The following is a 23,765-nucleotide window of genomic DNA, read 5'->3' as shown; positions in this document are numbered from 1 at the left end:
GCGGATCAAGCGGTGACGATCATCCGGACGGGCGTCGGGTCGAAGCCGTTGCACGGGTTGTTGATCTGCGGGCAGTTGGAGACCAGCACGATCACGTCGCGGTCGGCGCGCAGCGCCAGGCTCTTGCCGGGCGCGGACCGGCCGTCGACGATCCCGAGCGTCCCGTCGGCGTCGACCGGCACGTTCATGAAGAAGTTGACGTTGGGGACCAGGTCCCGCTTGCCGAGCCCGTGCCGGGCGCCCTCGCGCAGGAAGTTCTCCACGCAGGCGTGCTGGTGGCGGGTGTGGTGGCCGTAGCGCAGGGTGTTGGATTCCTGCGAGCAGGCACCGCCGAGGGTGTCGTGGTTGCCCACCTCGTCGGCGGTGATCGTCACCAGCGGCTCGCCGTCGTCGTCGCGCAGGACGCTGCCGGTGGTGAGGAAGATCGAGCCCTGGGCTGCGACGGTCGCCGGTGCGCTGTAGCGGCGGGTGGTGTCGTGCGCGTCGTAGAAGAGGGTGTCGACGGCCTGGTTGCCCTCGAGGTCGACGATGGTCAGCGTCTGGCCCGCGCGCAGGACGCGGGACCAGGCCGCCCGGGCGGGCACGGTCTCGTCCGAGATCACGGTCGCGTCGGCGGGCACGATCCGATCGGCGGTCGCTATCTGTGTCATGGCGGTTCTCCTCAGGAGGTCGGGGCGAGAGTGGCGGCGCGGTGGGCGGCCTCGGAGTTGGCCAGGGCGCGCCGGTACTCCTGGTCCTGCTCGACGCCGGGGAAGGTGTCGGCGAGGAGGGCGTCGAGGTCCTCCGGGGCGCTCCAGGCCAGGAGCTCCACCGTCCCGGCGTGGTAGTCCGGTGACGGGTCGAGCGGGTGGTCGGCCGCCGCGACGGCCACCACGACCGGCAGGTGGACGACGAGGTCGACCGCCGCGCCCGGGCCGGCGTTCCCGGTGGAGACGAGCGTGCCGTCGCCGTCGACCCGTACGCCGTGGAAGAACGACACCGGATGGGGCAGGTCGCGCTCGGCGAGACCGTGCTTGAGCCCGGCCAGCAGCAGGAGTTCGCGACCGGCCGGCGAGTCGGACTCCGGTGAGCCGGCCCCGTAGCGGGCGGTGTTCCCGGCGAGGGTCGAGGTCCCGCACAGCGCGTCGTGCCGGCCGGAGCCGTCCGCGACGATCGTCGCGAGCACCCGGCCCTGGTCGGACAGGAGCGGATGGCCGGTCCCGAGGTAGGCCTGCCACGGCACCTTGACGGTGTCGGCGGTGTTGAGCCGCTCCCAGGGCGCGTCCGCCCGCCACATCATGAGCGGGGCGCACGCCGTGCCGTCCCTGTCGGTGAGGCGGATCCGGGTCCCGCGCGCGAGGACGACCGCGGTGTAGCGGCCTCCCGGGATCGACTCCGCCCAGGTGAGGCGGTCCGCCGGCACGTCCGCCGGGGGGCGCGGCCAGTCGGTCGCGGGGACGACGGGCATCGAGTCGGTGATCTCGCCGGCCTGGGCGCGGGCGTGCTCGCGGGCGGCGGCGGTGGTGGCGGTGGTGGTGGTCATGAGGAGTTCACTCTCCGATCCGGACGGGGTTGGGGTGGGTCTTGCCGCGGGGGAAGCACAGGACGCCGACGGCGACGACGGCCACGACGGTCGCCACTCCGGCCCAGCGCAGCCAGGGCGTCTCGCCGGAGGGGTCGAAGATCTCGGCGCGCGGCCAAGCGAGGTTGACGGTCATGAGCAGCCCGTAGGCCACGGCCAGCACGTTCACGGGGACCCCCCAGCGGCCGAGCGAGAACACGGGCCGGCCCTCGGCGTCGGTGGGCTGCGGCCCCGCGGGCCAGCCCTGCAGGCGGCGCAGCAGCAGCGGCGCCGTCACGCAGAGGTAGGCGAGGTAGATGAGGATGATGCAGACCGAGGACAGGGTGGCGAAGATCGCGGAGTTGCCCACGTTGACCAGCAGGATGGCCATGCAGGCCAGGCCGATCAGCACGGACGGCACGACCGGGGCCCCGGTGCGCGGATGGACACGCGAGAGGGTCGGCGAGAACGGCAGCCTGCCGTCGCGGGCCATGGAGAACATGAGCCGGGACGACGCGGTCTGGATGGCGAGGGTGCAGATGAGGATCGCCACCACGACGTCGGCCAGCAGGACCTTGCCCCAGAAGTTCCCGAGCACCGAGTTGAGCACGTACGGCAGCCCCTCGGTGGCCAGGCGACCGTCGGTGAGACTGGGGGCGGCCATCAGGGCGCCGAGGATCATGAGCCCGCCGCCGATCGCCGAGGCGGTGAGCGCCATGCGGATGGTCCGGGGCGCGATACGGCGCGGGTTGACGGTCTCCTCCGCGAGTTCGCCGGCCGAGCCGAAACCCACCATGACGTAGGCCGCCATGAGCCCGGAGATGATCCACGACCAGATGTACCCGGGCTGCTCCGCCAGGCCCGCGGTGTCGAAGACGACCTGCGGCCCGCGGACGGCGTGGGTGAACAGGGCCAGGACGACGGCGGCGACGCCGACGATCTCGCACGTCACGCCGATGTTGTTGACGTAGGACATCCATCTGACGCCGACGAGGTTGATCACCGTGGTGATCACCAGCAGCGACGACCCCAGCAGCACGGCGTTGGCGGCCCCCGAGGGCGAGGTGAGGGCGGGGTCGTCACCGATGATCTGGAAGCCGGACCAGATGCTCGGCAGCACGACCTGCAGGGCGATCGCCGCGGCGGACGCAGTGACGATCTGGGCGAGGATCATGAACCAGCCGCCGAACCAGCCCACGATCTCGCCGCCCATCCGGCGCGACCACTGGTAGATCGCGCCCGAGAGCGGGTACCGCGCGGCGAGCTCGGCAAAGCACAGGGCCACCAGGAACTGACCGGCGAACACGATCGGCCACGTCCAGAAGAACGCCGGGCCGCCGAAGCCGAACCCCAGGCCGAACAGCTGGAAGATGGTGGTGAGGATGGAGACGAACGAGAACCCGGCCGCGAACGACGCGAACGTCCCGAGACTGCGGTGGAGCTGCTGTTCGTAGCCGAAGTCCGCGAGGTCGTCGTGGTCACCCCGGTGCTGCGGAGCCGGGGCGGTGAGTCCGGTCGGATCGCTCATGTGGCGGATCTCCTCTCGGGGCGGGGTCGGCGCTGATTCCTGTCAGGCGATAGTTTTCTCGCCGCGCATGACACCCGGGTTGCGCGATGTTTCGTTCCCATTAACAGGCCCTCACGCCGCCCCCGACCCCGCCCGCAGGGGCGCTGACGTGGTCGAATGTGCTCATGACAGCCGCCCGCCCACCAAAGGCCGACCGCCCACGCGCGTGGTCCGACGGGTTGCGGCGCGAGCTGGCCGCCCGGCTCGATCCGGCCGTGGCGACCGCGGTGTGGGTGACCGGATCGGTGGGTCGCTCAGAGGCCGTCCCCGGGAGCGATCTGGAATCCCTCGCCGTCGTCGTCGACCCCGACACCCGCGCGGTACGCCGCGCCGTGGCCGCCACAGACCTGTCGGGCGCGCCGTGGTTCGCCGAGACTTCCGCGGCGTCGGCCGCCGACCCCCGCCTGGTCCGCACGGCCGCCGGGTGGTCCGCCGCCGCCGACGGCTGGGCCGCCGACCCCGCCCGCGACCTGGGGGTGGTCCACCTGGGCCTGCTCGCCGACGCCCGCCCCCTGACCGACGGCCACGACGACCCGGAGTTCCTCCCCCGGCTGGCCGTCGGCGCCGTGCGCGCGCACCCCACGGTGCTCGCCGACGTCCTCGCGGACGCCCTGGCGACCCGGGCCTCGGTACCGTCCCGACTCAGGGTGCCGACCCGCGCCGACCCCGTGGTGGACCTGAAGGCGAGCGTCCTCACCCCGGTCGTCAAGCTCGCGCGGTGGGCCGCCCTGCGTGCGGGGGTCACCGCCACCGCCACCGACGCGCGTCTCGACCTCGCCGCCGATCCCGACGTCCTCCCCGCCGACCGGTGGGAGGCCCTGCGCGAGGCCGCCCGCGTCGCCGCCCGGCTCCGGTGGGAGGTCCGGCTCCGCGCCGACGCCGACGGCCCCGGGACCGACCGGGTGCCGCTGTCCGGCCTCACCGCCGCCGAGCGCGCCGGGCTGCGGGCCGCCGCGCGCGAGATCGCCGGCGCGCAGCGCACCCTCGACTACCTGCGGTCGACCGGCCAGTTCCGGCAGCCGGGATGACGCGCCACCCGGCCACCGCGGCGATGCTCGCGGTATCCGCGCTCGAGGGATGGGGCCCCGGGGACGACGACGAGGTGCTCGGACTCGTCGACCGGGGCGTCTCCGGTCGGCTGATCCGCCTCCGCGTCCTGGAGGCGATACCCGCGGAGGCCCGCCGGCGACCCGGTCCGCGGGTCCTGGCCCGTCGCGCCCCGTACCTCTACCGGGGGACGCGGATGCTGCAGAACTCCCTCGGGATCACCTCGGCCGGGGCTCTCGCGCGGGCGGAGGCCCTGCTCGTCGTCGCCGCCGGGGCACGCCTCCTGCGCGCCCCGGGGCCCGCGCCGGAGACGGTGTCCGACGTCCACGCCGCGCTGTTCGGGGACGTGTACGCCTGGGCCGGGCGGCCGCGCATCGTCGACCTCAGCCGGCGGGGATCGGTGTTCGCGCCCGCCTCCCGCGTCCCGGCCCTCGTCGCGCCCCTCGAGCGGCCCGCGCGGATCGTCGCCGACGCGCTGGCCTCCGCGCCGGCGGCCGCGCCCCGCCGGACGGTCGCCGCCCTGGCGCTGGCCGACTGGTACGCGCGGTTCAACCACGTGCACCCGTTCCGCGAGGGCAACGGCCGCGCGGCCGCCGTGGCCGCGACGCTCGCCGCGCGCTGCCACGGCCTCGACCTGGACTTCGGCCGCACCTCGCGCGAGATGTGGGTGCAGGCCGCCGTGTCCTCCATGCCCACCCCGCCCCGCCGCTCGGTCGATCCCACGGCGCACCGGTCCGAGTTCCTCCGCGTGACGATCGACAGCGGTGCCACGATGGACCGGACCCCGACCCGGAGGACGCCCTGATGTACTCGCCCGGCCGACCCCGCCTCGTGGACCGGCGGCGCCCCGGGGCCACGCCGGCCGACGAGATCCTCGACGCCGCGGCGGAGCTGTTCACCACCCGCGGGTACACGGCCACCTCCACCCGGGCCATCGCGGACGCCGTCGGACTCCGTCAGGCGTCCCTCTACACGCACTTCCCCACCAAGGCCGCGATCCTCCGCGCGCTGCTCGACGCGACGGTGGCCCCGGCGCTCGAGCACGCCCGCCGGCTCCGCGCCGGGGGCGGGGACCCGCGCGAGACCCTGCTGACGCTGGCGACGCTCGACGTCGAGGGCCTCCTCGCCTCGCGGTGGAACGTCGGGATGCTCTACGTGCTGCCCGAGGTGGCGGGGGACGAGTTCGCGGAGTTCCGGGACGCGCGCTCGGAGCTCCGGGAGATCTACCGCGAGCTCGTCGCCCTGTGCCGCCCCGACCTCGACGCCGACGATCCGGCGCTCGACCTGCCGTTCCGCGTGGTCGAGGCGGTGATCGCGCACCGCCAGGACCACCCGTCCGTCCCCGTCGACGCGGCGCGGTGGGGCCGGGCCGCCGCCCGGGCGGTCAGGCTCGGGTGAGCGGCCGTGTCGGACCCGTGGTGCACCATGGCGGTGTGACCGGATCCCAGGCTCATCCCCCCGCCCTCGTCGCCGAGGTCCGCCGCCTCCGGGCGGCCGATCCGCTCGGCCGGATCACCGTGATCGTGCCGTCGTTCGGGGCCGCCCGGGACCTGGTCCGCGCGCTGGCCTTGTCCGGAGGCGCCGTCAACGTGGCGGTCCGGACCGCCGCCCAGGTCGTCGACGAGCTGTCCGCCCCGGTGCTCGCCCCGCGGGCCGCGGTGCCGTTCCCGCTCCTGGCCGCCGCCGTGGACAAGGCGCTCGACGCGGATCCGGGCCGCCTGGCCGCCGTGGCCGCCGAGCCCGTCACCGGGCAGGCGGTGGCCCGTGCGTGCCTGCGCCTGGGGACCGTCGAGCCCGGGTCGGTCGCCGCCGTCACGCCGCTGCACTCCGAGGTGCTCCGCCTCGCCGCCGAGGCGCACGAGATGACGGGCGGCGCCTACTACACGCAGTTCGAGGCGGTGACCACCGCGCTGGAACGGCTGGACGACCTGGGCCTGGTCGTGCTCGCCGCGCCGCTGCGGGGCACGCACGCCGAGCGGCGGCTGCGGGTCGCGCTCGCCGAACGCGGCGTGACGCCCGTTGCCGGCACCGGCTCGGACCATCTCGCCTCCGCGGCGGAGCCCGCGTCCGCGGAGGCCGTCACCGGGACCCACGTCCTGCACGCGTCGGACTCGGACGACGAGGTGCGGGCGGTGGTCCGCTTCGTCCGCTCCCGCCTGGCCGAGGGGGTCCCCGGCCACCGGATCGGCGTCTACTACCCGTCCCCGGACCCCTACCTGCGCCTGCTCCACCGGGCGTTCGCCGAGGCGGGGATCGTCGTGTACGGGCCCTCCGACTCGACGTTGGGTCGCTCCCCCGCCGGCCGGTCACTGGTGCGCCTGCTGCGCCTGGACACGTCGATGATGCCGCGGGCGGAGCTGCTGTCGATCATCGCCGAGGGCTCGGTCACCCCCCTCGACGACTCGGGGGCCGCCGTGTCGTCCCGGCGCGTCGAGAGCCTCACCCGCACCCGCTTCCCGGTGATCGGCGGCGGCGACTGGGACCGGCTGGACGAGCACCTGCGCACCGAGCCGGAGGCATCGGGCGAGTCGGAGGTGCTGGGTGAGTCGGACCGCGCGGCCGCGTCGGCCCTGCTGCGGTTGATCCGCCTCATCCGGTCCGGGTTGGCCGCGGTCGACGCCGCCCGGACCTGGACGGAGGTCGCCGACGCGGTGCGCGGCCTGGTCACGGCGGCCTTCCGGCAGGGCCCGGACCGCGCGGCGGTCCTCGCGGTGGTCGGCGCCCTGGCCGACCTCGACGCCATCGCACCCGCCATCACCCGGGACCGCGTGGCGGGCGCCGTCACTGCCCGTCTCGACCCGGTGGGCGACCGGGTCGGCGAGGAGGGCGCGGGCGTGGCCCTCGGGCCGATCGACGACGCCGTGGGCCGCGACCTGGACACGGTCTGCGTGGTGGGGATGGCCGAGGGGCTGCTGCCCGTCCTCCACGCGCCCGACCCGCTGCTGCCCGAGGGATCCGTCGAGCCCCCGTCGGCCGAGGTGCTCGACGAGCGCTACCGCGTCCTCCAGCTCGCGCTGGCCGCCGGCTCGGAACGCCGGCTGTGCTCGTTCCCCCGCGGTTCGATGCGCGGCGGTGGGGACCGGATCCCGTCCCGCTGGCTGCTCCCCACGCTCTCCCGGCTCGTCGGCTCGCCCGTCCACGCCACCCGCTGGCAGGAGGACGTGGCCGGGTGCGCTGCCGTGATCGGCGTGTCCTCGTTCGTCGACGGGGTCCTGGCCCCGCCCGTGGCCCTGGGGACCGACCCGGCCACCCGGACGGAACTACGGCTTCGCGACCTCGCCGCCGGCGGGTGGCGCACGCGCCCCGACGCCCCCGCGCTGCTCGTGGCCGCCCACGAGATGCGCCGCGACCGCCGACAGGGCCGGTTCACCCGGTTCACGGGCGACGTGTCGTCGGCCGCCGACCTGCTCACCGTCCTCGAGCAGCCCCTCTCCCCGACCCGGCTCGAGGACTGGGCCCAGAGCCCCTACCTGTTCTTCCTCTCCACCGTCCTGCGGGTGCGCACGCTCGACGATCCGGCGGCGGACATCGAGATGGACCTGCGCGACTATGGCGATCTGGTCCACGCGATCCTCCAGCGGTACGTATCCGCCCGGATCGAGAGCGGCTCCGGGCCGGACCGGGACCTGCTCATGGCGGCCCTCCGGCACGAGTGCGAGGCCGCGATCGCCGCCTCTCCCGGCCTGGTCGCCTCCCTGTGGCGCCGACGCGAGATGATGCTCGCCGCCGAGCTCGACCGGTGGTTCGCCGAGGACAGCGCCGACTTCGACGCCGGCTGGCGGCCGGCCGCGACGGAACTCGGGTTCGGGCGGTCGGACGGCGACGGCGCGGTCGTCGAGATCCCGTTCGAGGTGTCCACGTCGACCGGCACGGCGACCGTGCTCCTGGCCGGGTCGATCGACCGACTCGACGTGCGCGCGGGCACGCAGCGCGTCACCGATTACAAGACCGGTAGGCCTCCCGAGGCGGAGGCCCGCCCGACCGTGGACGATCCCACCCTCCACGGCACCCGTTTCCAGCTGCCCCTCTACGCCGCGGCCGCCCAGTCCGCCGGGCGGGCACCGGTGAGCGGGGCCCGGTACTGGTACTGCACCGAGCGCGGGGAGTTCGAGCAGATCTCGCTCGACATCACCGAGGACGTCTTGGACCGCGTCCGCGAGGACGTCGGCCACCTGATCGACGCCCTCCAGCGCGGGTGGTTCCCGCTCAAGGGCGGCCGGGGCTCCTCGCGCGATCTGGCGAACCTGCTCGGCGGCGACGAGCTGGACCGCGCATGGGAGAAGCTGTCGGGCCAGGAGCCGATCTCGTCCCAACCCGCGTTCGCGGGCCTGGTCGCCGCGGTGACCACCGAATCCGAATCGGAGACGACCTCATGAGCCAGCTCCCCGACCAGGCCGCCCGCGACCGCGTCGAAACGGACACCGCCGCCACCCTGTTCGTCGAGGCGGGGGCCGGGACCGGCAAGACGTACGCCCTCGTCCGCCGTCTCAGCACGCTCCTGCTGGACGACGCGGTGCCGATCGACCGGATCGCCGCCATCACGTTCACCGAGAAGGCGGCCGCCGAGCTGCGCGACCGGCTGCGCGTCCACCTGGTGGAGCGGCGCGCGGAGGGTGATACCCGCGCGGACGACGCCCTGGCCGGGCTCGACACGGCCGCGATCGGGACACTGCACTCCTTCGCGCTGCGCCTGCTCTCCGAGAACCCGCTCGAGGCCGGGATCCCGCCCAAGGTGACCGCCCAGCAGGACACCGCCGAGGCCGCGGCCGTCGAGGCGCTGTGGCAGGAGTGCGCGACCGTCCTGTTCGGCAGCGGCCCGACGGCCGAGCGATCCGGGAACCTGGCACGGGCCGTCGACGACATGCTCGACGCCGGCGTCGGTGCGCGGGCATTTCGTGGGGTGGTCGAGGCGCTGCACCGCGACTGGGACCGCCTGCCCACAGAACCGCTCTATGCGGGCCCCTCCGAGCTGTCCGCGTCACCGGACCTGGCCGAGGTCATTGCCGGAGTCGGATCGATCGTCGGCTGGAGGGATTCCTGTCAGGACGAGACGGACAAGCTCTACGCGGTCCTCGATGCCTACGAAGGCTGGCTGGCAGACCTTCAGCATGCTGTAGACGATCCGACCGTGACGCCGTCTTGGACGGATCTACTGGGAAGCCCGCTCAAGGCCGGCAACATCGGCAAAAGCACGAACTGGGGTGGGGCCGAGGTCGTCAAGGACATCAGGGCGGAGATCAGAGACCTCTCGTCAGTATGCGAGAAGATCCTCGTCGACCACTGGCTCCCGCGGATCACCCTCGTCCTCGACGCGTTGATCCCCGTCGTCCGCAGGCATGCCGACGAGCGGCGACGGCACGGCACGCTCCAGTTCCACGACCAGCTGGTCCTGGCGCGTGAGCTACTGCGCGATTCCGAAGTCCGTGCACGCGTTCGGGCACGTTACCTGCGGATTCTCATCGACGAGTTCCAGGACACCGACCCCATCCAGCTGGACCTGGCAGAACTGCTCACCTCCGGGCCGGGAGGATCGGGGACGGAGCCCGGGCGCCTGTTCACCGTCGGCGATCCCAAGCAGTCCATCTACCGCTTCCGTCGCGCCGACATCACCACATATCTACGCGCCCGGGGCGGATCGGCCACGGGAACCCAGGGTCCTGATGTCGAACGCCTTAGTACCAACTTCCGGTGTTCGCGCCCGGTACTCGAGTGGGTCAACGACGTATTCTCCGAAGTCCTCACGGCGGCCGACGGGATCCAACCCGAGTACCGCGCTCTCGAACCGGCGCCCGATCGCCCACCCCACGATCCGTCGCACGGACCCCGTCCGTTCGTCTTCCGCTCAGAGGAGGTTCCCGAGCACTGCCCTCCCGAGGCGAACGAGACCACTCGTCGTCACTGGGCCGAGGCTTCAGATGTGGCGCGGGTGATCGCCACCGCCATCCGGGAAGGATGGACTCACGAGTCGAAGAACGGTGAGCACACGCCCCTGCGCCTCGGTGACATCGCGATCCTCCTGCCGTCTCGCGGAGCGCTGCCCATGCTCGAGACGTGCCTCGATCACGCCGGGATCTGCTTCCGGACCGAGGCGTCTTCGATCGTCTACGGGACGCCGGAGATCCGAGATCTCCTGCTGGCCGTCCGCGCCGTGGCGAACTCCGCCGACGAGGCGTCACTCGTGGGCGCGCTGCGCTCACCCCTGTTCGGTTGCGGGGACGACGACCTGTTGCGCTGGCGTGCCGGTGGCGGCGGCTGGGTACTCACCGCGCCCGCCCCTGACGACCTCGCGTCCTCGCCGGTCGCCGAGGGCATGCGGTACCTCTCGGCCCTCGGCCGGTCCACCAGGCGGCCGGGCGAACTCCTCGAGAGGCTCGTCCACGACCGGATGGTCTTCGAGTCCGTCGCCGAGTCCCCCAGGCGGCGCGACCTGTGGCGGCGGATCCGGTTCGTGATCGAGCACGCGTGGCAGTGGGAGGAGTCCGCCTCCGATCCGGCCCGCGCCGACCTGCGGGAGTACGCCGACTGGGCGATGGCCCTGACCGCCGAGGACGCCCGCGTGCCCGAGGCTGCGATCCCCGAGATCGGCGTCGACGCGGTGCGCATCACCACCATTCACGCCTCCAAGGGTCTCGAGTACCCGATGGTCATCGTGGCCGGAATGAGTAGAGGCTGGCCCAACAGTAATGAGCGGCTCCTGTGGACCGAAGACGATCCTCCACGGCCGGCCGTCTCGTTCTCCGCCGCCGTCCGCGATCCCGCCTTCGACTCAGCTGCCGGTCTGGAAAAGCTGCATGCTCGCGCGGAACGCATCCGGCTGCTGTATGTGGCCACGACCCGCGCTGAGAGCCGCCTCGCGGTCTCCGGTCAATACGCGGCCACCCAAAAGGGCAAACCGAGAAGCGACGTATGGGCTTCTCTGCTGGGATCTGTCATCGAGGAGCCTGACGCGCCCGCGCTGGTGGAGTACGGCGAGAACCTGCTCGAGGCGGCGGCCGCGCCGGAGGTCGACGTCCCCGATGAGGCCGGGTGGACCGAGCGCACCCGCCAGATCGCGGCCCGGTCCGCCGAGCGTGCGGGCTGGTCGGCGACCCGCATCGTGCATCCCGACGCGGTGGACGCCACACCAGTAGATGAGGACGTCGAGCGCCAGCCGTCCCTCCCCCAGCAGCTGGCCGCCGCGCTGCGGGAGCGGTTCGCACCGGCCCCGGCCCGGCCGGAGGAACTGCCGCCCAGGCCGAGGTACACACCGATCGCCTCCGGGCCCGACGTTGGCACCGCCGTGCACCACCTGGCGGAGCACACCGATCTCGGTCGCCTGCTCGGACCGGCTGCCGACCCGGACTCCGCGATGGCGGACTGGGATCGGTGGGCGGCCGACCAGCTGGTCGCCCTCGGACTGGGCGGTGGCCTGCAGGGCAGCCGCAATCCCGAGGCGGTCGCCGAGATGGTCTCGGTCGCGCGCACCGCGCTGACCTCCGAGCCCGTCAGGCGAGCGGCGAGCAGGACGCACTGGGCCGAGTTGCCCGCTGCCGGAGCCCTGTCCACGGCGGACGGGGCGCGGGTGGCGGTGGACGGTGTCGTCGACCTCGTGGTGCAGGAGGACGACGGATCGCTGTCGATCATCGACTACAAGACCGACGTCGCCGTCACCACCGGCACCGTCGACGAGTACCTGCTGCAGTTGTGCGCGTACGCCGACCTCCTGGGTGGCTCCACCGGCAGGGCCGTCTCGCGGATCGAGTTGGTCTTCTGCCGAGGAACCCGGCCGACGGTCGTGGCGCGCGACCTCGGCTGAGTCGTGCGGGGCCTCGGTGGAAGTGCGGCGCCTCGCCTGGGGCGGCCGTGCGGCAGGGCCTCAGCCGAGGTTGCTCCACACCACCCGTCCGCCGGCGACCGCCGCCAGCGCGGAGTCACACGGTAATCCCGCCGTGAACGCCTGGTACAGCTCCACCAGCAGGTCGACGACGGAATCCCACAGCCGGTGCAGGGGTTGCCCACCGCCGTACGCCCACACCGAGCCGGCGACGGGGCCGCCCCGGTACGACACCGCGTAGCCGAACCCGCTCCGCTCGGCGATCGGCCACAACCGACCAGCCCAGATCGCGTCGCCTCCCGGCTCGAACCCGAGGACGCCCGCACCCATCGCGTCCTCATACCGGGCCGCCTGCACGTCGAAGCCGCGCTCAGTGGTCAGGGGCTCCGCGAACGGCAACAGGCCCTCCACCGAGTCCAGTCCCGTGCGCCGCAGATGCCACAGCAGGGTGCGGATGCCGGTCTCGTCATCCACGCCGGACCCGTCCAGCAGGACCCCGCTCGGGCTTTCCGAGCTGCGCGGATCGTCCACCGCCACCACCGCCGGCGCCGGAGCGGGCACCCGGAGGAGCTCGGCGAGCGCGTCACACAGCTCGCCGATCTGCTCGTCCAAGACCGCCGACGCCTCCTGCTCGACGGCCACTGACCGGCGCCCCGGGCGGGAGGGCCCCGCCGGGGCGGCGGCGATGGGCGCCGGATCGCGCGGCGCGGCGAGATCGTCTGTGGGAGCCGGATCGGGGACCACGTCGCCCCACGACGCGGCCATCGCGCCACTGATCCGGGCGAGTGCGCCGTCGAATTCGGCGCTCCACTCGTCATCGGGCCCTGCGGGGGCAGGAGAATCGGAGTCAACATCTGCGGGAGGCGGTGCTGCATGGGCGGGTTCCGCGTGGGCGAGGCCCGAGGCGGCGGATTGCCCGTCGCCGGGCGCCGACTCCTGGACACCGCCGTCCGCGGGGACCGCGGGCAGCACCCCGGTGACGTCGGCCAGGAGCTCCAGCCGGGCGCGGCGTCCGCCGGCCAGCCGCTCGCGTTCCGAGCGGGTGAACGACATCACCGGCAACGTGAGCAAGAGCGCGGCCTGGCGTCCCGTGAAGCCGAAGTCGCGTTTGAGGGCACGGCGCGCCTCGACGGGAGAGTCGGCGTCGTGGATGACGGCCATCACCGCGTTCAGGTCATCGCAGGCGCGGAGGATCGCCTCGGCCTCGTCCCACGCCCGTCCGACCTCGTCGGATGGCTCGAACCACCCACCGATGGCACCGGCAGCGCCCACGTCAAACCCCCCAGGCAGTCACACGATCCGGACCCGAGCCCCCTCGGATCCCCGGGCATCCTACGCCCAGCCATAGGCCGGTGGTGGGTCGGAGACAGGGCGCGCCCAGAGGGGCCGGAGAGACGCGAGTGACACCGCTGTGACGGACCTCTCCGCGTGCGGAAAACGCCGTGTACCAGCGGGGACGGGGCCGCCCGACGATCGCGCGCGAGGACGGTAGCCCGGTGCGAACGCCGGTGCGTACGGTCGAGGACATGAGCGAACGCCTGATGATCCGGGACCGCGAGGCCTTCCCGGATGAGCGCCGAGCGGAGCCCGCTCGCCCGGACGACGGGCTCGCCGGCGGCGCGAGCGGCAGGGCCGGCGCGAGTGCTGGGGACAGCGTCGGCGCCGGCGGGAGCGACAGCGCCGGCGGGAGCGGCCATGCCACGGTGTTCCCCGCGCCGCTGACGACCATCGCCGCCGCGCTCGTCGGTGGGTTCCTGGGCCTCGCGGCCGTCTACGGGGTGGCCGAGCGACTGGCGGACACGCTGGCCGGCGTCGCCGCCGTGGTGATGATCTTCGCCGTCACGCTGGCCGGGCCGCGCGTCCACGCCGGCGCCCGGACCGAGGTGGGGCGCACCGTCGCGGTGGTGCTGCAGTCCGTCGGCTTCGGCGGCGTCCTCGGCGCACTGCTCATCCTGACCTGAGACTCAGCTGGATCGGAGCCGGGCCGTCAGCTCGTCGACGACCTCGGCGTCCACGCCCGCGCCCTCCACGAGGTACCGCCGGGCGTCGCCGAACTCGCGGGCCAGGGCGTCCAGCGAGCGGCGCAGATTGGCCTCCTCCACGCCGATGAGGACCTCGACGGCCTCGAGCTGCTCGGGCATCTCGGACTGCACGTGGGCGCGGATCGCCGAGACGAAGTCGGCGGACATCTCGCGGGTGAGCAGGTAGTCGGCGAGGACGTCCTCTTCCCGCACCCCCACCAGCAGCTGCAGCAGGGCCGACACCCAGCCGGTGCGGTCCTTGCCGGCCGTGCAGTGCACGATCGCCGGGCCGGGCGACTCGGCCAGGACGCTCACCGCGCGGCCGAACGACCGCCGCTCGTGGTCGCCGAGGACGAACCGCTCGTAGGTCTCGGCCATCTCGCGGCGGGCCTCCTCGACGCCGACCAGGCCGGTCGTGGTGAGGGTCGCCGCGGACGTGTGTCCGCCCAGCACGTCGATCGGCACGTACTCGGCGCCGGCGGGGACGACGTCGGGCTGTCTCTCGATCTCCGCGCCGGTGCGTAGATCGACCACCGCGGTCACGCCGAGCCGCTCGAGGATCCCGAGGTCCGCCTCGCCCACGGACAGCGCGGTGGACCGGAAGACGACACCGCGGGTCATCGAGCCGGACGGCCGGAGGGCGTACCCGGGGCCGGCCACGTCCCGGAAGTTGTGCACGCTGCTCAGCCGGATCTCCCCGACCCCGAGCCCGTCGGGGCGGAGGCCGACCTCGTCGTCGTCGCCGTCAACACCAACACCGCCGCCGGCACCGATGCCGCCACCAACCCCGACACCCGGTGCCGCGCTGCGGTTTCCGCCCGTTTCCGCCACCATCCCACGCCCCTCGCGATCCCGGCGCGCCCGCGCGGCGCGCCACGCCTCGTTCCTACCCGATCGGGCTCCGCGACGGTGACCAGACGGCGGCAGGCCGGGCGGCCGGAAAAGCGCTGCTGACACGTGTCAATGTTGCCGCCCGTTCCCGGCGTGGAACGGGTTCCCATCGCCTATTGTGCGATCTCATGAGTAGAACAGATTTCAATCCCGGCCACGCCATGCAGCACGAGACGTTCGGCGACATCCTGCTGGAGCGGTCGACCGACGATCACCCGGGACTGCTGTTCGAGGACTCCTCGTGGACCTGGCGGGAGTTCGTGGCCGAGGCCGCCGTCCGCGCGGAGATCCTGCGCGGCTGGTCCGACGAGTACTCCGCCTCCTACGCCGAGCGCCCCGACCCCTACAAGCGCCTCCACGTGGGCATCCTCCTGGAGAACGTGCCGGAGTACCTGTTCACGCTGTCCGGTGCGGCGCTCGCGGGCGTCACGATCATCGGCATCAACCCCACCCGCCGCGGCGCCGAGCTCGCCTCCGACATCCGCGGCGTGGACTGCGACGTGATCCTCACCGACGCCGACGGCAGCGCGCTGCTCGACGGCCTCGACACGGGCGCCGTCGCCTCGTTCGACATCGACTCCGAGCAGTGGCGCGGCCTGCTCGCCGACCACGCCGGCGCCGAGCCCCGCCTGCACCCCGAGGACGCGCGCGACCCCCACACCCTGCTCGCGCTGCTGTTCACCTCGGGCTCCACGGGCGCACCCAAGGCCGTCATGTGCTCGACCGGCCGCATGGCGATGCTCGGCACGATCAACTACCGCGGCCTCGTTCGCGACGACGTGGCCTACAGCGCGATGCCCCTGTTCCACGGCAACGCCCTGTTCGCCGCCTTCGCGCCCGCCGCGTACGTGGGCTGCACGTTCGCGATGCGCCGCAAGTTCTCGGCCTCCGGCTTCCTGCCCGACGTGCTGAAGTTCGACGCGACGTACTTCAACTACGTCGGCCGGTCCCTGTCCTACATCCTCGCCCAGCCCGAGGTGCCCGAGGAGAAGCAGACGCGCCTGCGGGTCGTCTTCGGCACCGAGGCCTCCGTCCACGACCGCGTGGAGTTCGAGCGCCGCTTCGGCGTGACCCCCCTCGAGTCGTACGGTTCGAGCGAGGGCGGCGTGGTCATCAGCCACACCGAGGACACTCCGCCCGGCGCGCTCGGCGTGGCCGGCGCCTACATGGACGTCGCGATCCTCGACGAGGAGGGCAACGAGTGCCCGATCGCCGAGTTCGACGCCGAAGGCGGGCTGCTCAACGCGGGCGAGGCGATCGGCGAGATCTGCAACCTCACCGGCGCCACGCTGTTCGAGGGCTACTACCGCAACCCGGAGGCCACCGCCGAGCGCAACATCGGCGAGGTCTACCACTCCGGCGACCTGGGCTACAAGGACGCCGACGGCTACTTCTACTTCGCCGGCCGCTCCGGCGACAAGATCCGCGTGGACAGCGAGAACTTCTCCGCCGGCCCCGTCGAGCGGATCCTCGACCGCTTCCCCGGCGTGCTCGTCGTGGCGGTCTACCCGGTGCCCGACCCGCGCACCGGCGACCAGGTCATGGCCGCGATCCAGCTGGAGCCCGGCGTGGAGTTCGACGCCGACGCCTTCACGGAGTTCTGCCGCACCCAGCCCGACATGGGGACCAAGTGGGCGCCGCGGTTCGTTCGTATCATGAAGGAGATGCCCGTCACCGCCACACGCAAGATCTCCAAGCCCAGCCTGCGACGCGAGTCGTGGATCGAGCCGGGCGAGGTCTACCTGCGCGGCGGCGCCGACAAGTCGGATGACGTGTACCGGCCCCTCACCGACGCCGACCGCGAGGCGCTGCTCGCCGAGTACCAGCTCCACGGACGCCGGCCGGCCGGGGTCTGACGATGGGAGCCCGGCGGAACCTGCGCGCGGCGTCCGTGCGCGCGGTGTCCGTCGGGCTCGCCGTGGTTCTTGCGCCGGCGGCCCTCGTGCCTGCTGCCGCGGCGGTGCCGCCCGGTTCCGTCGAGGGCGCGGCCGGGTCGGTCGGCTCGGCGGCGGTGCCGATCGAGGGCGCGCTGGGGTCGGTCGGTCCCCACGGCGGCTCGGCCGCCGCGCTCGACGCCGGGTCGGGGCTGGTCAGCGCGCCGGGCTCGGTCGGGACGCCGGGCTCGGTCGGCGCGCCGATCGCGCCCTGCCCCGGCCCCGCGCCGCGCGTGTCGACTTTCGGCGACGCCCCCGTGCCGGTGGTGGGCTGGACCGAGAACCTCGCCTTGGATGCCGACGGCCGCCTGTGGGTGTCCAAGACGTTCCTGAACCGGGTCGACGCCTACGATCCCGACGGCCGCGTGGTGGCGTCGGTCGCCGTCCGCGCGCCGGGCGGGATCGCGCTCGGCCCCGACGGGCGCATGCACGTCGCCGCCGGTACCGGGTACCTTGCCGACCGGTCCGACGTGGTGACGTTCGACCCGGCCGCCGAGCGCCCCGAGGCGCGGATCGAGGCGCGCCTGGACGCCCGCATGAACGGCCTGGCCGTGGACGCCGACGGAAACCGGTACCTGACCAGCCTGGAGACGGACCGGCTGACGCGGGTCACCGCGGCCGGCGAGGTCGACGACGAGTGGTCGCGCCGCGCGCAGGTCGGCGTGTCCAACGGGATCGCGATCGAGGGCGACACCGCGTACGTCACCCAGTCGACCACGCGCACCGTGGTGCTGGAGGTGCCGTTGGACCGACCGGAGGCGACGACGACGAGGGAGCTGACCACCCCGCCCGAGATCGCCCGCGGGCTCGACGATCTGGCCGTGACCCCGCAGGCCCTCTACGTGACGTCGTGGACCACCGGCGAGGTGTTCCGGGTCGACCGCGGCACCGGCGACGCGTGCGTCCTGGTCAGCGGCATCCCCCGCGCCACGGCCGTAGTCGTGGCCGACGGGTTCGGGGAGTTCACCGAGCGCAACCTGCTCGTCACCTCGCTGCACGGGCCAATTCGGCACGTGCGGCTGGCGGGGGGCTGACGGCGGCTGTCTCGAGTCATGCCCGAGGCCGTCTCGTCAGGGCGTGATTAATTTTCTGTGTAAGCCGTGCTGAAAGGACACGCAGCAAGAGATGACGATGACCGATGAGAAGGGCGCTTCCTCGACGACGGGTAACGAGCTCGTCGCTCAGCTTCAGGCCAGCGGTGCGCTGGACGAGCTGTTCGCCAAGATCGACTCCGGCGAGGTCGAGATCACCGGCTCGGACGGGCTGCTGCCGGCGTTACTCAAGACCACCCTGGAGCGGGGTCTGCAGGCGGAGCTGACCGGCCACCTGGGCTACGAGAAGGGCGAGCCGGCACCGGCCAAGCGCCCGAACGCCCGCAACGGCACCACCTCGAAGACCATCGAGTCCGAGGTCGGCTCGTTCACCATCGACGTCCCCCGCGATCGGGCCGGCACGTTTACCCCGCGGTTGATCCGCAAGGGCCAGCGCCGTCTGGACGGGCTCGACGACATGATCATCAGCCTCTACGCCGGCGGCATGTCCGTCCGCGAAATCGAACACCACCTGGCCACGACGATCGGCGTGGAGCTGTCGGCGGGCACGATCTCGGCGATCACCGACGCCGTGGCCGACGCCGTCCTCGAGTGGCAGAACCGGCCGCTGGAGGAGTTCTACCCGGTCATCTACCTCGACGCGATCCGCATCAAGGTCCGCCAAGACCACCGCGTGGTGGGCCGCTCGGCCTACATCGCCGTCGGCGTCGACCTCGAGGGCGTCAAGCACGTGCTGGGAATCTGGGTCCAAGACACCGAGGGCGCCTCCTTCTGGGCCCACGTGTGCGCTGACCTGGCCAACCGCGGCGTCCGGGACGTACTCATCGTGTGCTGCGACGGCCTGCAAGGGTTGCCGGAGGCGATCGAGGCGACCTGGCCCGACTCGATGGTCCAGACCTGCGTAGTGCACCTGATCCGGGCCTCGATGCGGTTCGTGTCCTACAGCGATCGCAAGAAGGTCGCCGCCGAGCTGAAGAAGATCTACACCGCCCCGAACGAGGAGACCGCCCTGGCGGCGCTGGCCGAGTTCGAGGCCTCGGCCTGGGGCGCCAAGTACCCGCAGACCGTGGCGACCTGGACCGCGGCGTGGGAGCGATTCACACCGTTCCTGCAGTTCCCGCCAATGCTCCGGCGGGTCATCTACACCACCAACTCGATCGAGTCGCTGAACTTCCAGCTGCGCAAGGTCACCAAGAACCGCGGCCACTTCCCGAGCACCGAATCGGCCGTCAAGCTGCTATGGCTGGCGATCTGCAACATCGAAGACCGCCGAGCCCGCGACCGCGCCGCCGAGAAGGGTAAACCCGCCGGACAACGGAGGGCCTCAGGCCGCCTCGTCGAAGGCCAGGTGACCACCAACTGGAAGCAAGCCCTCGCCCAGCTGGCGGCAGCCTATCCAGACCGCATCAACCCCTACCTCTGACCACCCGCATACACAGAAATCTTGACAGGCTCCCTCGAGGGCCGAGACCACTGCTTCCGGATCGCGGACGTCCGCGTGTACGGCATGGATCCGCCGCCCGAGCGCCTCGACCTCTCGGACGGTGGTCTCGAGATCGTCGGGCGTCGACATGTCGTACTCGACGGTGTCGATCTGCGAGCAGAGGTCGATCGCGATGACGTCAGCGCCCTCTGCGGCGAGCGTGACAGCATGGCTTCGGCCTTGACCGCGCGCGGCTCCGGTGACAAAGACGACGCGCCCATCTAGTGATCCCATTGCTCTCCTTGTATCGATTCCAGCCGCTGCGTACCTGTGCAATTGGTGCATCGAACGTAGGGCGCACGGAAACGAATGTGATCCACATCTCCCGCAGAGCGGGACCGGCTGGCGGCATCGGCGATGCTGCCTGGCCTGAGATTCTCCTGAGACATATCGCCGACTCACATTGCCCCGCCAGATGGCGCCTGCGGCTCGGGCCGACCCGGTATCGACGCCGTCGGCCTTCCAGCGGTGGTCGTCCCGGAGCCGCGCTTGTCCACCCATCCCTTCGACGCAAACCGCGGGAGACCCCGAGGTGAGCCGCGATGCCCTCGCGCGTGGCGCCAGGCGGCGATTCGTACAAGTCCACCGCCCGCCGACGAACCTCGTCCGTGTAGTTCTTCCGTGCTATGTCATGGATTCCCGCTTCCCCCAGTACCGTGCTGGAATCAGCGTGTCCACGATCCAGGGTCACGGCCCCCTGTCCGCCGACCCGTCAGGGAAGGCAGCCAGGGGGGTTCCCTCGGTCCACCGCGGGCCGCGCCCCGGTGCAGGGGCCCTTAGTTCGTGGGGACTGTGGGGGCGTCCAGGTAGACAGTGGATCCGGCGGCCCGGAACTGGGCGGACTTCTGCTGCATCCCGGCGATTGCTTCTTGCTCTTCGGCGCCACCGAACTGGTTGCGGATGTCTTGTGAGATGCGCATGGAGCAGAACTTCGGCCCGCACATTGAGCAGAAGTGTGCGGTCTTGGCCGGTTCGGCCGGCAGCGTCTCGTCGTGGAACGCCTCGGCGGTGTCGGGGTCCAAAGACAATGCGAACTGGTCTCGCCACCGGAACTCGAACCGCGCCTTCGACAGCGCATGATCTCGCTCGGCCGCTCCGGGGTGGTTCTTGGCCAGGTCCGCGGCGTGAGCGGCGATCTTGTAGGTGATGACCCCGGTCTTTACGTCCTCTTTGTTCGGCAGCCCGAGATGCTCCTTGGGGGTGACGTAGCACAGCATGGCCGTGCCATAGCGAGCGATCTCCGTGGCCCCGATCGCGGAGGTGATGTGGTCATAGCCCGGCGCGATGTCGGTGACCAGCGGGCCCAGGGTGTAGAACGGGGCTCCGTGGCACAGTTCCTGCTGTCGCTCGACGTTCTCCCGCACCAGATGCAGCGGGATGTGCCCGGGGCCCTCGACCATGACCTGCACGTCGTACTCCCAGGCCCGGGCGGTGAGCTCGGCCAGGGTGTCGAGTTCGGCGAACTGGGCGGCGTCGTTGGCGTCGGCGATCGACCCCGGGCGTAGCCCGTCGCCTAGGGAGAAGGCGACGTCGTAGCGGGCGAAGATCTCGCAGAGCTCGTCGAAGTGGGTGTAGAGGAAGTTCTCCTGGTGGTGGGCTAGACACCAACCGGCCATGATCGACCCGCCCCGGGAGACGATTCCGGTGACCCTATCGGCTGTGAGCGGCACGTAGCGCAGCAATACTCCGGCGTGAATCGTCATGTAGTCCACACCCTGTTCGCACTGCTCGATCACGGTGTCTCGAAAAATCTCCCAGGTCAGCTCGTTGGCCTGCCCGTTGACCTTTTCTAGAGCCTGGTAGATCGGCACGGTGCCGATCGGCACCGGCGAGTTGCGGATGATCCACTCGCGGGTGGTGTGAATGTCATCGCCAGTGGATAGATCCATCACCGTGTCAGCTCCCCACTTGGTGGCCCATTGCATCTTGTCCACCTCCTCGGCGATCGAGCTGGTGACGGCTGAGTTGCCGATGTTGGCGTTGATCTTCACCAGGAAGGCCCTGCCGATGATCATCGGCTCGGCTTCGGGGTGGTTGACGTTGGCCGGGATGATCGCCCGCCCTGCCGCCAGTTCGGACCTCACCAGCTCGACGTCGCAGTCCTCGCGCAAGGCCACGAAGCGCATCTCCTCGGTGATGATCCCCGCGCGGGCGTAGTGCATCTGCGTGACCGTCCGGCCCACTCTGCCCCGGAGAAGCACCGGAGTCGCGCCTTTCCACTCCTGGGAGGCCTCACCCCGCCGGATCGCCGAGCGGCCGTCGTCGAGCAGATTCCGCTCCCGACCCTCGTACTCCTCGACGTCCTCGCGGCCCCGGATCCACGCGGCCCGCAGCGGCGGGAGCCCGACCACCGGGTCACTGCCCGGGCCGGCTGTGCGGTAGACCCGCACCGGGGCGTTCGGCGCCCCGCCCGGGGAATCCCCCAGGGCGATCTCGGTGACCGGCACTCGGAGATCATGTTCGGTGTCGTGGACATACGTCAGTGCGCGCGATTTCGATGCACTCATGTGAGGTGCTCCTACTTCCTTCGCCGGCATTACCCGGGCAGGTTCGACGGTCGCAGGCTGCTTCAGCCCGATCTCAGCCCCTGCATTAGGGCTCCCGTGTGGACAGACCCGACGTTAACAGCCCACGACAACCGCCACCACCCCGGCCGAGCGGAGAGAAGGCGCTGACCGGGGGCATCTGCACCGCCGGTTCCTGCGGAGTAGAAACGGAGGTCCGCCCGGCTGTGATGTTCATAACCGAGTACGGCGTCATCTTGTTCATGTTCAGCGGTCGCAAGGCCCATGCCAGCATGGCCTTCACCCCATCCACCAAAGCTGCTTTCGAAGCCGAGCTCACCCGGTACCGCACCGGCAAAAGCACCGTCGCCCTGCCATACGGCACCCCACCGCCTCGCCCACTCCTCACCAGAATGATCGAGTACCGAGTGCGCGAACACGAACACGACGGCGTCAACTGGATGTGACCGCACACGTAATCGTCACCGGCCAGACGGGCCGGCTGACGCGGGTCACCGCGGCCCGCGAGATCGACGACGAGTGGTCGCGCCGCGCGCAGGTCGGCGTGTCCAACGGCATCGCGATCGAGGGCGACACCGCGTCCGTCACCCAATCGACCACGCGCACCGTGGTGTTGGAGGTGCCGTCGGACCGTCCGGGGGCGACGACGAGGGAGCTCACCACCCCACTCGAGATCATGCAGGCAACCGGGCCACTAGTTGTACAAGATGTACTATTGCTGGCATGGTCACCACGACGCTGAGCTACTTCCGCGCTCATCAGAGCGAGTTACTCGATGCCGCGCAGCGGGCGCCGGTAGAGATCCTCAGCCGGGGCAGCCGTCGTCGCGCCGTTGTCGTCTCGCCGGAGTTCTTCGACCGCGCCCTACAGGCCCTGGAAGATCAGGCCGACGTGAAAGCCGCGGCTGCCGCTCGCCGCGAGGACGACAGCATCTCCCACGAAGACCTCATGGCGGAACTGGGCCTGTAGACCAGCGCCCCCGCTTGTCTGATGCCCTATTCGATCTCCTATAAGCCCTCGGCTGCCAAAGCCCTGCGCAAACTTCATCCCACCGAGCAGAAGCGAATCGTCCGGGCGATCGAGGCGCTGGCCGGGACACCGCGACCGCCCGGAGCGATCCAACTCGCCGTAGGTGACGGCGAACTCCGCATCCGCGTCGGTGACCATCGCATCATCTATGACATCGAAGACGATGCCCTCGCTGTACTCGTACTACGTATCGGCCACCGCGGCGACGTCTACAAGTGACCCCATCCCCACGCTGGTTCACGATCATAGTGAGGGTCCAACCACGCGAATGCTCCACCGCCCAAGCACTCAAACTCATTCTCGACATCCTCCGGCAGCGCCCCGGCCAGCGTCGATGCGGCGCTGAAAGCAGACCAGCGGCTCTAGCGCAGCACCTTGAGCTGGAACGGGTAGTTGATCGTCCGGCCCTTGAGCGCACGGAGGGTGCCGATGACGTGGCCGATGATCTGCGCGAGGAACGACACCGCCAGGAGGATGAGGCCGAGCGGGATGCCGATCACCGTGATGATGCAGATCCAGCCCACGATGCTCATGAGCCACAGGCCGAGGTTGAAGTTGAACGAGCCCGCGGCGGCCTGACGGACGAACGGGCTGCGGTCCCTGTAGATCAGCCACATCACCAGCGGGCCGACGAACGACAGCCACCCGGCCGACAGCGCCATCGCGATGAGGCTCGACGCGTGGGCCAGGGCCGCGGGCGTGCGGTCGTCGGGCGCGGCCACGGGCGGCTGGCCGTACCTCGGGTCGCCGTGCCGGGGGTCGCCGTACTGGGAGAAACCGGGCTGCTGGGTCATGGCCCCAGTCTCCCCGTCGCGGTGCGGCGGCGCATCCGGGTTCTCCCCGGTTCTCCCGCCCCGGCGCGC

Annotated in this window: 20 protein-coding genes, 1 pseudogene and 1 riboswitch; of the genes and pseudogenes, 13 read left to right on the top strand and 8 right to left on the bottom strand. The window is 71.6% G+C overall.

Features of this window, described 5'->3' with window-relative positions:
- Positions 1-5 precede the first annotated feature (5 nt).
- The 3 genes from C3V38_RS06970 to C3V38_RS06960 are packed head-to-tail and all read right to left on the bottom strand — an operon-like array spanning position 6 to position 3,068.
- Positions 6-650 carry an urea amidolyase associated protein UAAP2 gene (locus tag C3V38_RS06970; RefSeq protein WP_106385388.1) on the bottom strand — a complete coding sequence of 215 codons (645 nt, stop codon included), beginning with the start codon at positions 648-650 and terminating at the stop codon, positions 6-8.
- Positions 651-661: 11 nt separating this feature from the next.
- Positions 662-1,522, bottom strand: a complete 861-nt coding sequence (locus C3V38_RS06965; RefSeq protein ID WP_106385387.1) for an urea amidolyase associated protein UAAP1 — start codon at positions 1,520-1,522, stop codon at positions 662-664.
- A gap of 7 nt (positions 1,523-1,529) precedes the next feature.
- A complete protein-coding gene (locus C3V38_RS06960) occupies positions 1,530-3,068 on the bottom strand; it encodes an amino acid permease (protein WP_106385386.1) in 1,539 nt (512 codons plus the stop codon).
- 164 nt (positions 3,069-3,232) lie between these two features.
- On the opposite strand from C3V38_RS06960, the gene C3V38_RS06955 reads away from it, so the two are divergent.
- From C3V38_RS06955 to C3V38_RS06935, 5 genes are read left to right on the top strand one after another with little or no spacing between them, the layout of a single operon-like run.
- Positions 3,233-4,135 (top strand): putative nucleotidyltransferase substrate binding domain-containing protein, encoded by a 903-nt coding sequence (locus tag C3V38_RS06955; RefSeq protein WP_129591171.1) that lies wholly within the window; start codon positions 3,233-3,235, stop codon positions 4,133-4,135.
- On the top strand, positions 4,132-4,959 hold the full coding sequence (locus C3V38_RS06950; RefSeq protein WP_106385384.1) for a Fic family protein: 828 nt from the start codon (positions 4,132-4,134) through the stop codon (positions 4,957-4,959). Before C3V38_RS06955 ends, C3V38_RS06950 begins: the two co-directional genes overlap by 4 nt.
- A complete protein-coding gene (locus tag C3V38_RS06945) occupies positions 4,959-5,552 on the top strand; it encodes a TetR/AcrR family transcriptional regulator (protein WP_106385383.1) in 594 nt (197 codons plus the stop codon). Before C3V38_RS06950 ends, C3V38_RS06945 begins: the two co-directional genes overlap by 1 nt.
- Positions 5,553-5,587: 35 nt before the next feature.
- Positions 5,588-8,530, top strand: coding sequence for a PD-(D/E)XK nuclease family protein (locus C3V38_RS06940; RefSeq protein WP_254426102.1), 2,943 nt, complete (start codon positions 5,588-5,590; stop codon positions 8,528-8,530).
- Positions 8,527-11,949, top strand: coding sequence for an exodeoxyribonuclease V subunit beta (locus C3V38_RS06935; protein ID WP_106385381.1), 3,423 nt, complete (start codon positions 8,527-8,529; stop codon positions 11,947-11,949). Before C3V38_RS06940 ends, C3V38_RS06935 begins: the two co-directional genes overlap by 4 nt.
- Positions 11,950-12,009: 60 nt before the next feature.
- On the opposite strand, the gene C3V38_RS06930 is transcribed toward C3V38_RS06935, so the two are convergent.
- Positions 12,010-13,239 (bottom strand): DNA gyrase subunit A, encoded by a 1,230-nt coding sequence (locus C3V38_RS06930; RefSeq protein ID WP_106385380.1) that lies wholly within the window; start codon positions 13,237-13,239, stop codon positions 12,010-12,012.
- Between the two features lie 254 nt (positions 13,240-13,493).
- Between C3V38_RS06930 and C3V38_RS06925 the strand changes: the two genes are divergently transcribed.
- Positions 13,494-13,928, top strand: a complete 435-nt coding sequence (locus tag C3V38_RS06925; RefSeq protein ID WP_232303156.1) for a hypothetical protein — start codon at positions 13,494-13,496, stop codon at positions 13,926-13,928.
- Between the two features lie 3 nt (positions 13,929-13,931).
- Here C3V38_RS06925 and C3V38_RS06920 read toward each other — a convergent pair whose 3' ends face one another.
- Positions 13,932-14,822 (bottom strand): tyrosine-protein phosphatase, encoded by an 891-nt coding sequence (locus tag C3V38_RS06920; protein ID WP_106385379.1) that lies wholly within the window; start codon positions 14,820-14,822, stop codon positions 13,932-13,934.
- A 185-nt stretch (positions 14,823-15,007) separates the two neighbouring features.
- Between C3V38_RS06920 and C3V38_RS06915 the strand changes: the two genes are divergently transcribed.
- From C3V38_RS06915 to C3V38_RS06905, 3 genes are all read left to right on the top strand, one after another.
- A complete protein-coding gene (locus tag C3V38_RS06915; RefSeq protein ID WP_254426101.1) occupies positions 15,008-16,735 on the top strand; it encodes an AMP-binding protein in 1,728 nt (575 codons plus the stop codon).
- Between the two features lie 2 nt (positions 16,736-16,737).
- Positions 16,738-17,847 (top strand): SMP-30/gluconolactonase/LRE family protein, encoded by a 1,110-nt coding sequence (locus C3V38_RS06910; protein ID WP_254426100.1) that lies wholly within the window; start codon positions 16,738-16,740, stop codon positions 17,845-17,847.
- A 97-nt stretch (positions 17,848-17,944) separates the two neighbouring features.
- On the top strand, positions 17,945-19,288 hold the full coding sequence (locus C3V38_RS06905; protein ID WP_106386385.1) for an IS256 family transposase: 1,344 nt from the start codon (positions 17,945-17,947) through the stop codon (positions 19,286-19,288).
- Between the two features lie 33 nt (positions 19,289-19,321).
- On the opposite strand, the pseudogene C3V38_RS06900 reads toward C3V38_RS06905, so the two are convergent.
- Both C3V38_RS06900 and thiC read right to left on the bottom strand, forming a co-directional pair.
- Positions 19,322-19,582 (bottom strand): annotated as a pseudogene (locus C3V38_RS06900) (SDR family NAD(P)-dependent oxidoreductase); the annotation flags it as partial.
- A gap of 542 nt (positions 19,583-20,124) precedes the next feature.
- Positions 20,125-21,855, bottom strand: a complete 1,731-nt coding sequence (gene thiC / locus C3V38_RS06895) for a phosphomethylpyrimidine synthase ThiC (protein WP_106385377.1) — start codon at positions 21,853-21,855, stop codon at positions 20,125-20,127.
- A riboswitch (TPP riboswitch) is annotated at positions 21,854-21,963 on the bottom strand. It overlaps the preceding gene by 2 nt.
- 119 nt (positions 21,964-22,082) lie before the next feature.
- Between thiC and C3V38_RS06890 the strand changes: the two genes are divergently transcribed.
- Genes C3V38_RS06890 through C3V38_RS06875 form a run of 4 tightly spaced genes read left to right on the top strand, consistent with a single transcriptional unit; the run spans position 22,083 to position 23,121 of the window.
- Entirely contained in the window at positions 22,083-22,319 is a 237-nt protein-coding gene (locus C3V38_RS06890; RefSeq protein ID WP_217354162.1) for a hypothetical protein, read from the top strand.
- Positions 22,316-22,615 carry a hypothetical protein gene (locus tag C3V38_RS06885; protein ID WP_061228607.1) on the top strand — a complete coding sequence of 100 codons (300 nt, stop codon included), beginning with the start codon at positions 22,316-22,318 and terminating at the stop codon, positions 22,613-22,615. Before C3V38_RS06890 ends, C3V38_RS06885 begins: the two co-directional genes overlap by 4 nt.
- The gene (locus tag C3V38_RS06880; protein WP_106385376.1) at positions 22,597-22,842 is read left to right on the top strand and encodes a type II toxin-antitoxin system Phd/YefM family antitoxin; all 246 of its coding nucleotides are present in this window, start codon (positions 22,597-22,599) and stop codon (positions 22,840-22,842) included. Before C3V38_RS06885 ends, C3V38_RS06880 begins: the two co-directional genes overlap by 19 nt.
- Before the next feature lie 21 nt (positions 22,843-22,863).
- Positions 22,864-23,121, top strand: a complete 258-nt coding sequence (locus tag C3V38_RS06875; protein ID WP_106385375.1) for a type II toxin-antitoxin system RelE/ParE family toxin — start codon at positions 22,864-22,866, stop codon at positions 23,119-23,121.
- Positions 23,122-23,264: 143 nt separating this feature from the next.
- Here C3V38_RS06875 and C3V38_RS06870 read toward each other — a convergent pair whose 3' ends face one another.
- A complete protein-coding gene (locus C3V38_RS06870; protein WP_106385374.1) occupies positions 23,265-23,696 on the bottom strand; it encodes a DUF4870 domain-containing protein in 432 nt (143 codons plus the stop codon).
- Between the last annotated feature and the right edge of the window lie 69 nt (positions 23,697-23,765).

This window comes from Dietzia sp. oral taxon 368 (genome assembly GCF_002999155.1).
Lineage (GTDB): Bacteria > Actinomycetota > Actinomycetes > Mycobacteriales > Mycobacteriaceae > Dietzia > Dietzia cinnamea.
This window is presented reverse-complemented; position numbering and strand designations above follow the sequence as displayed.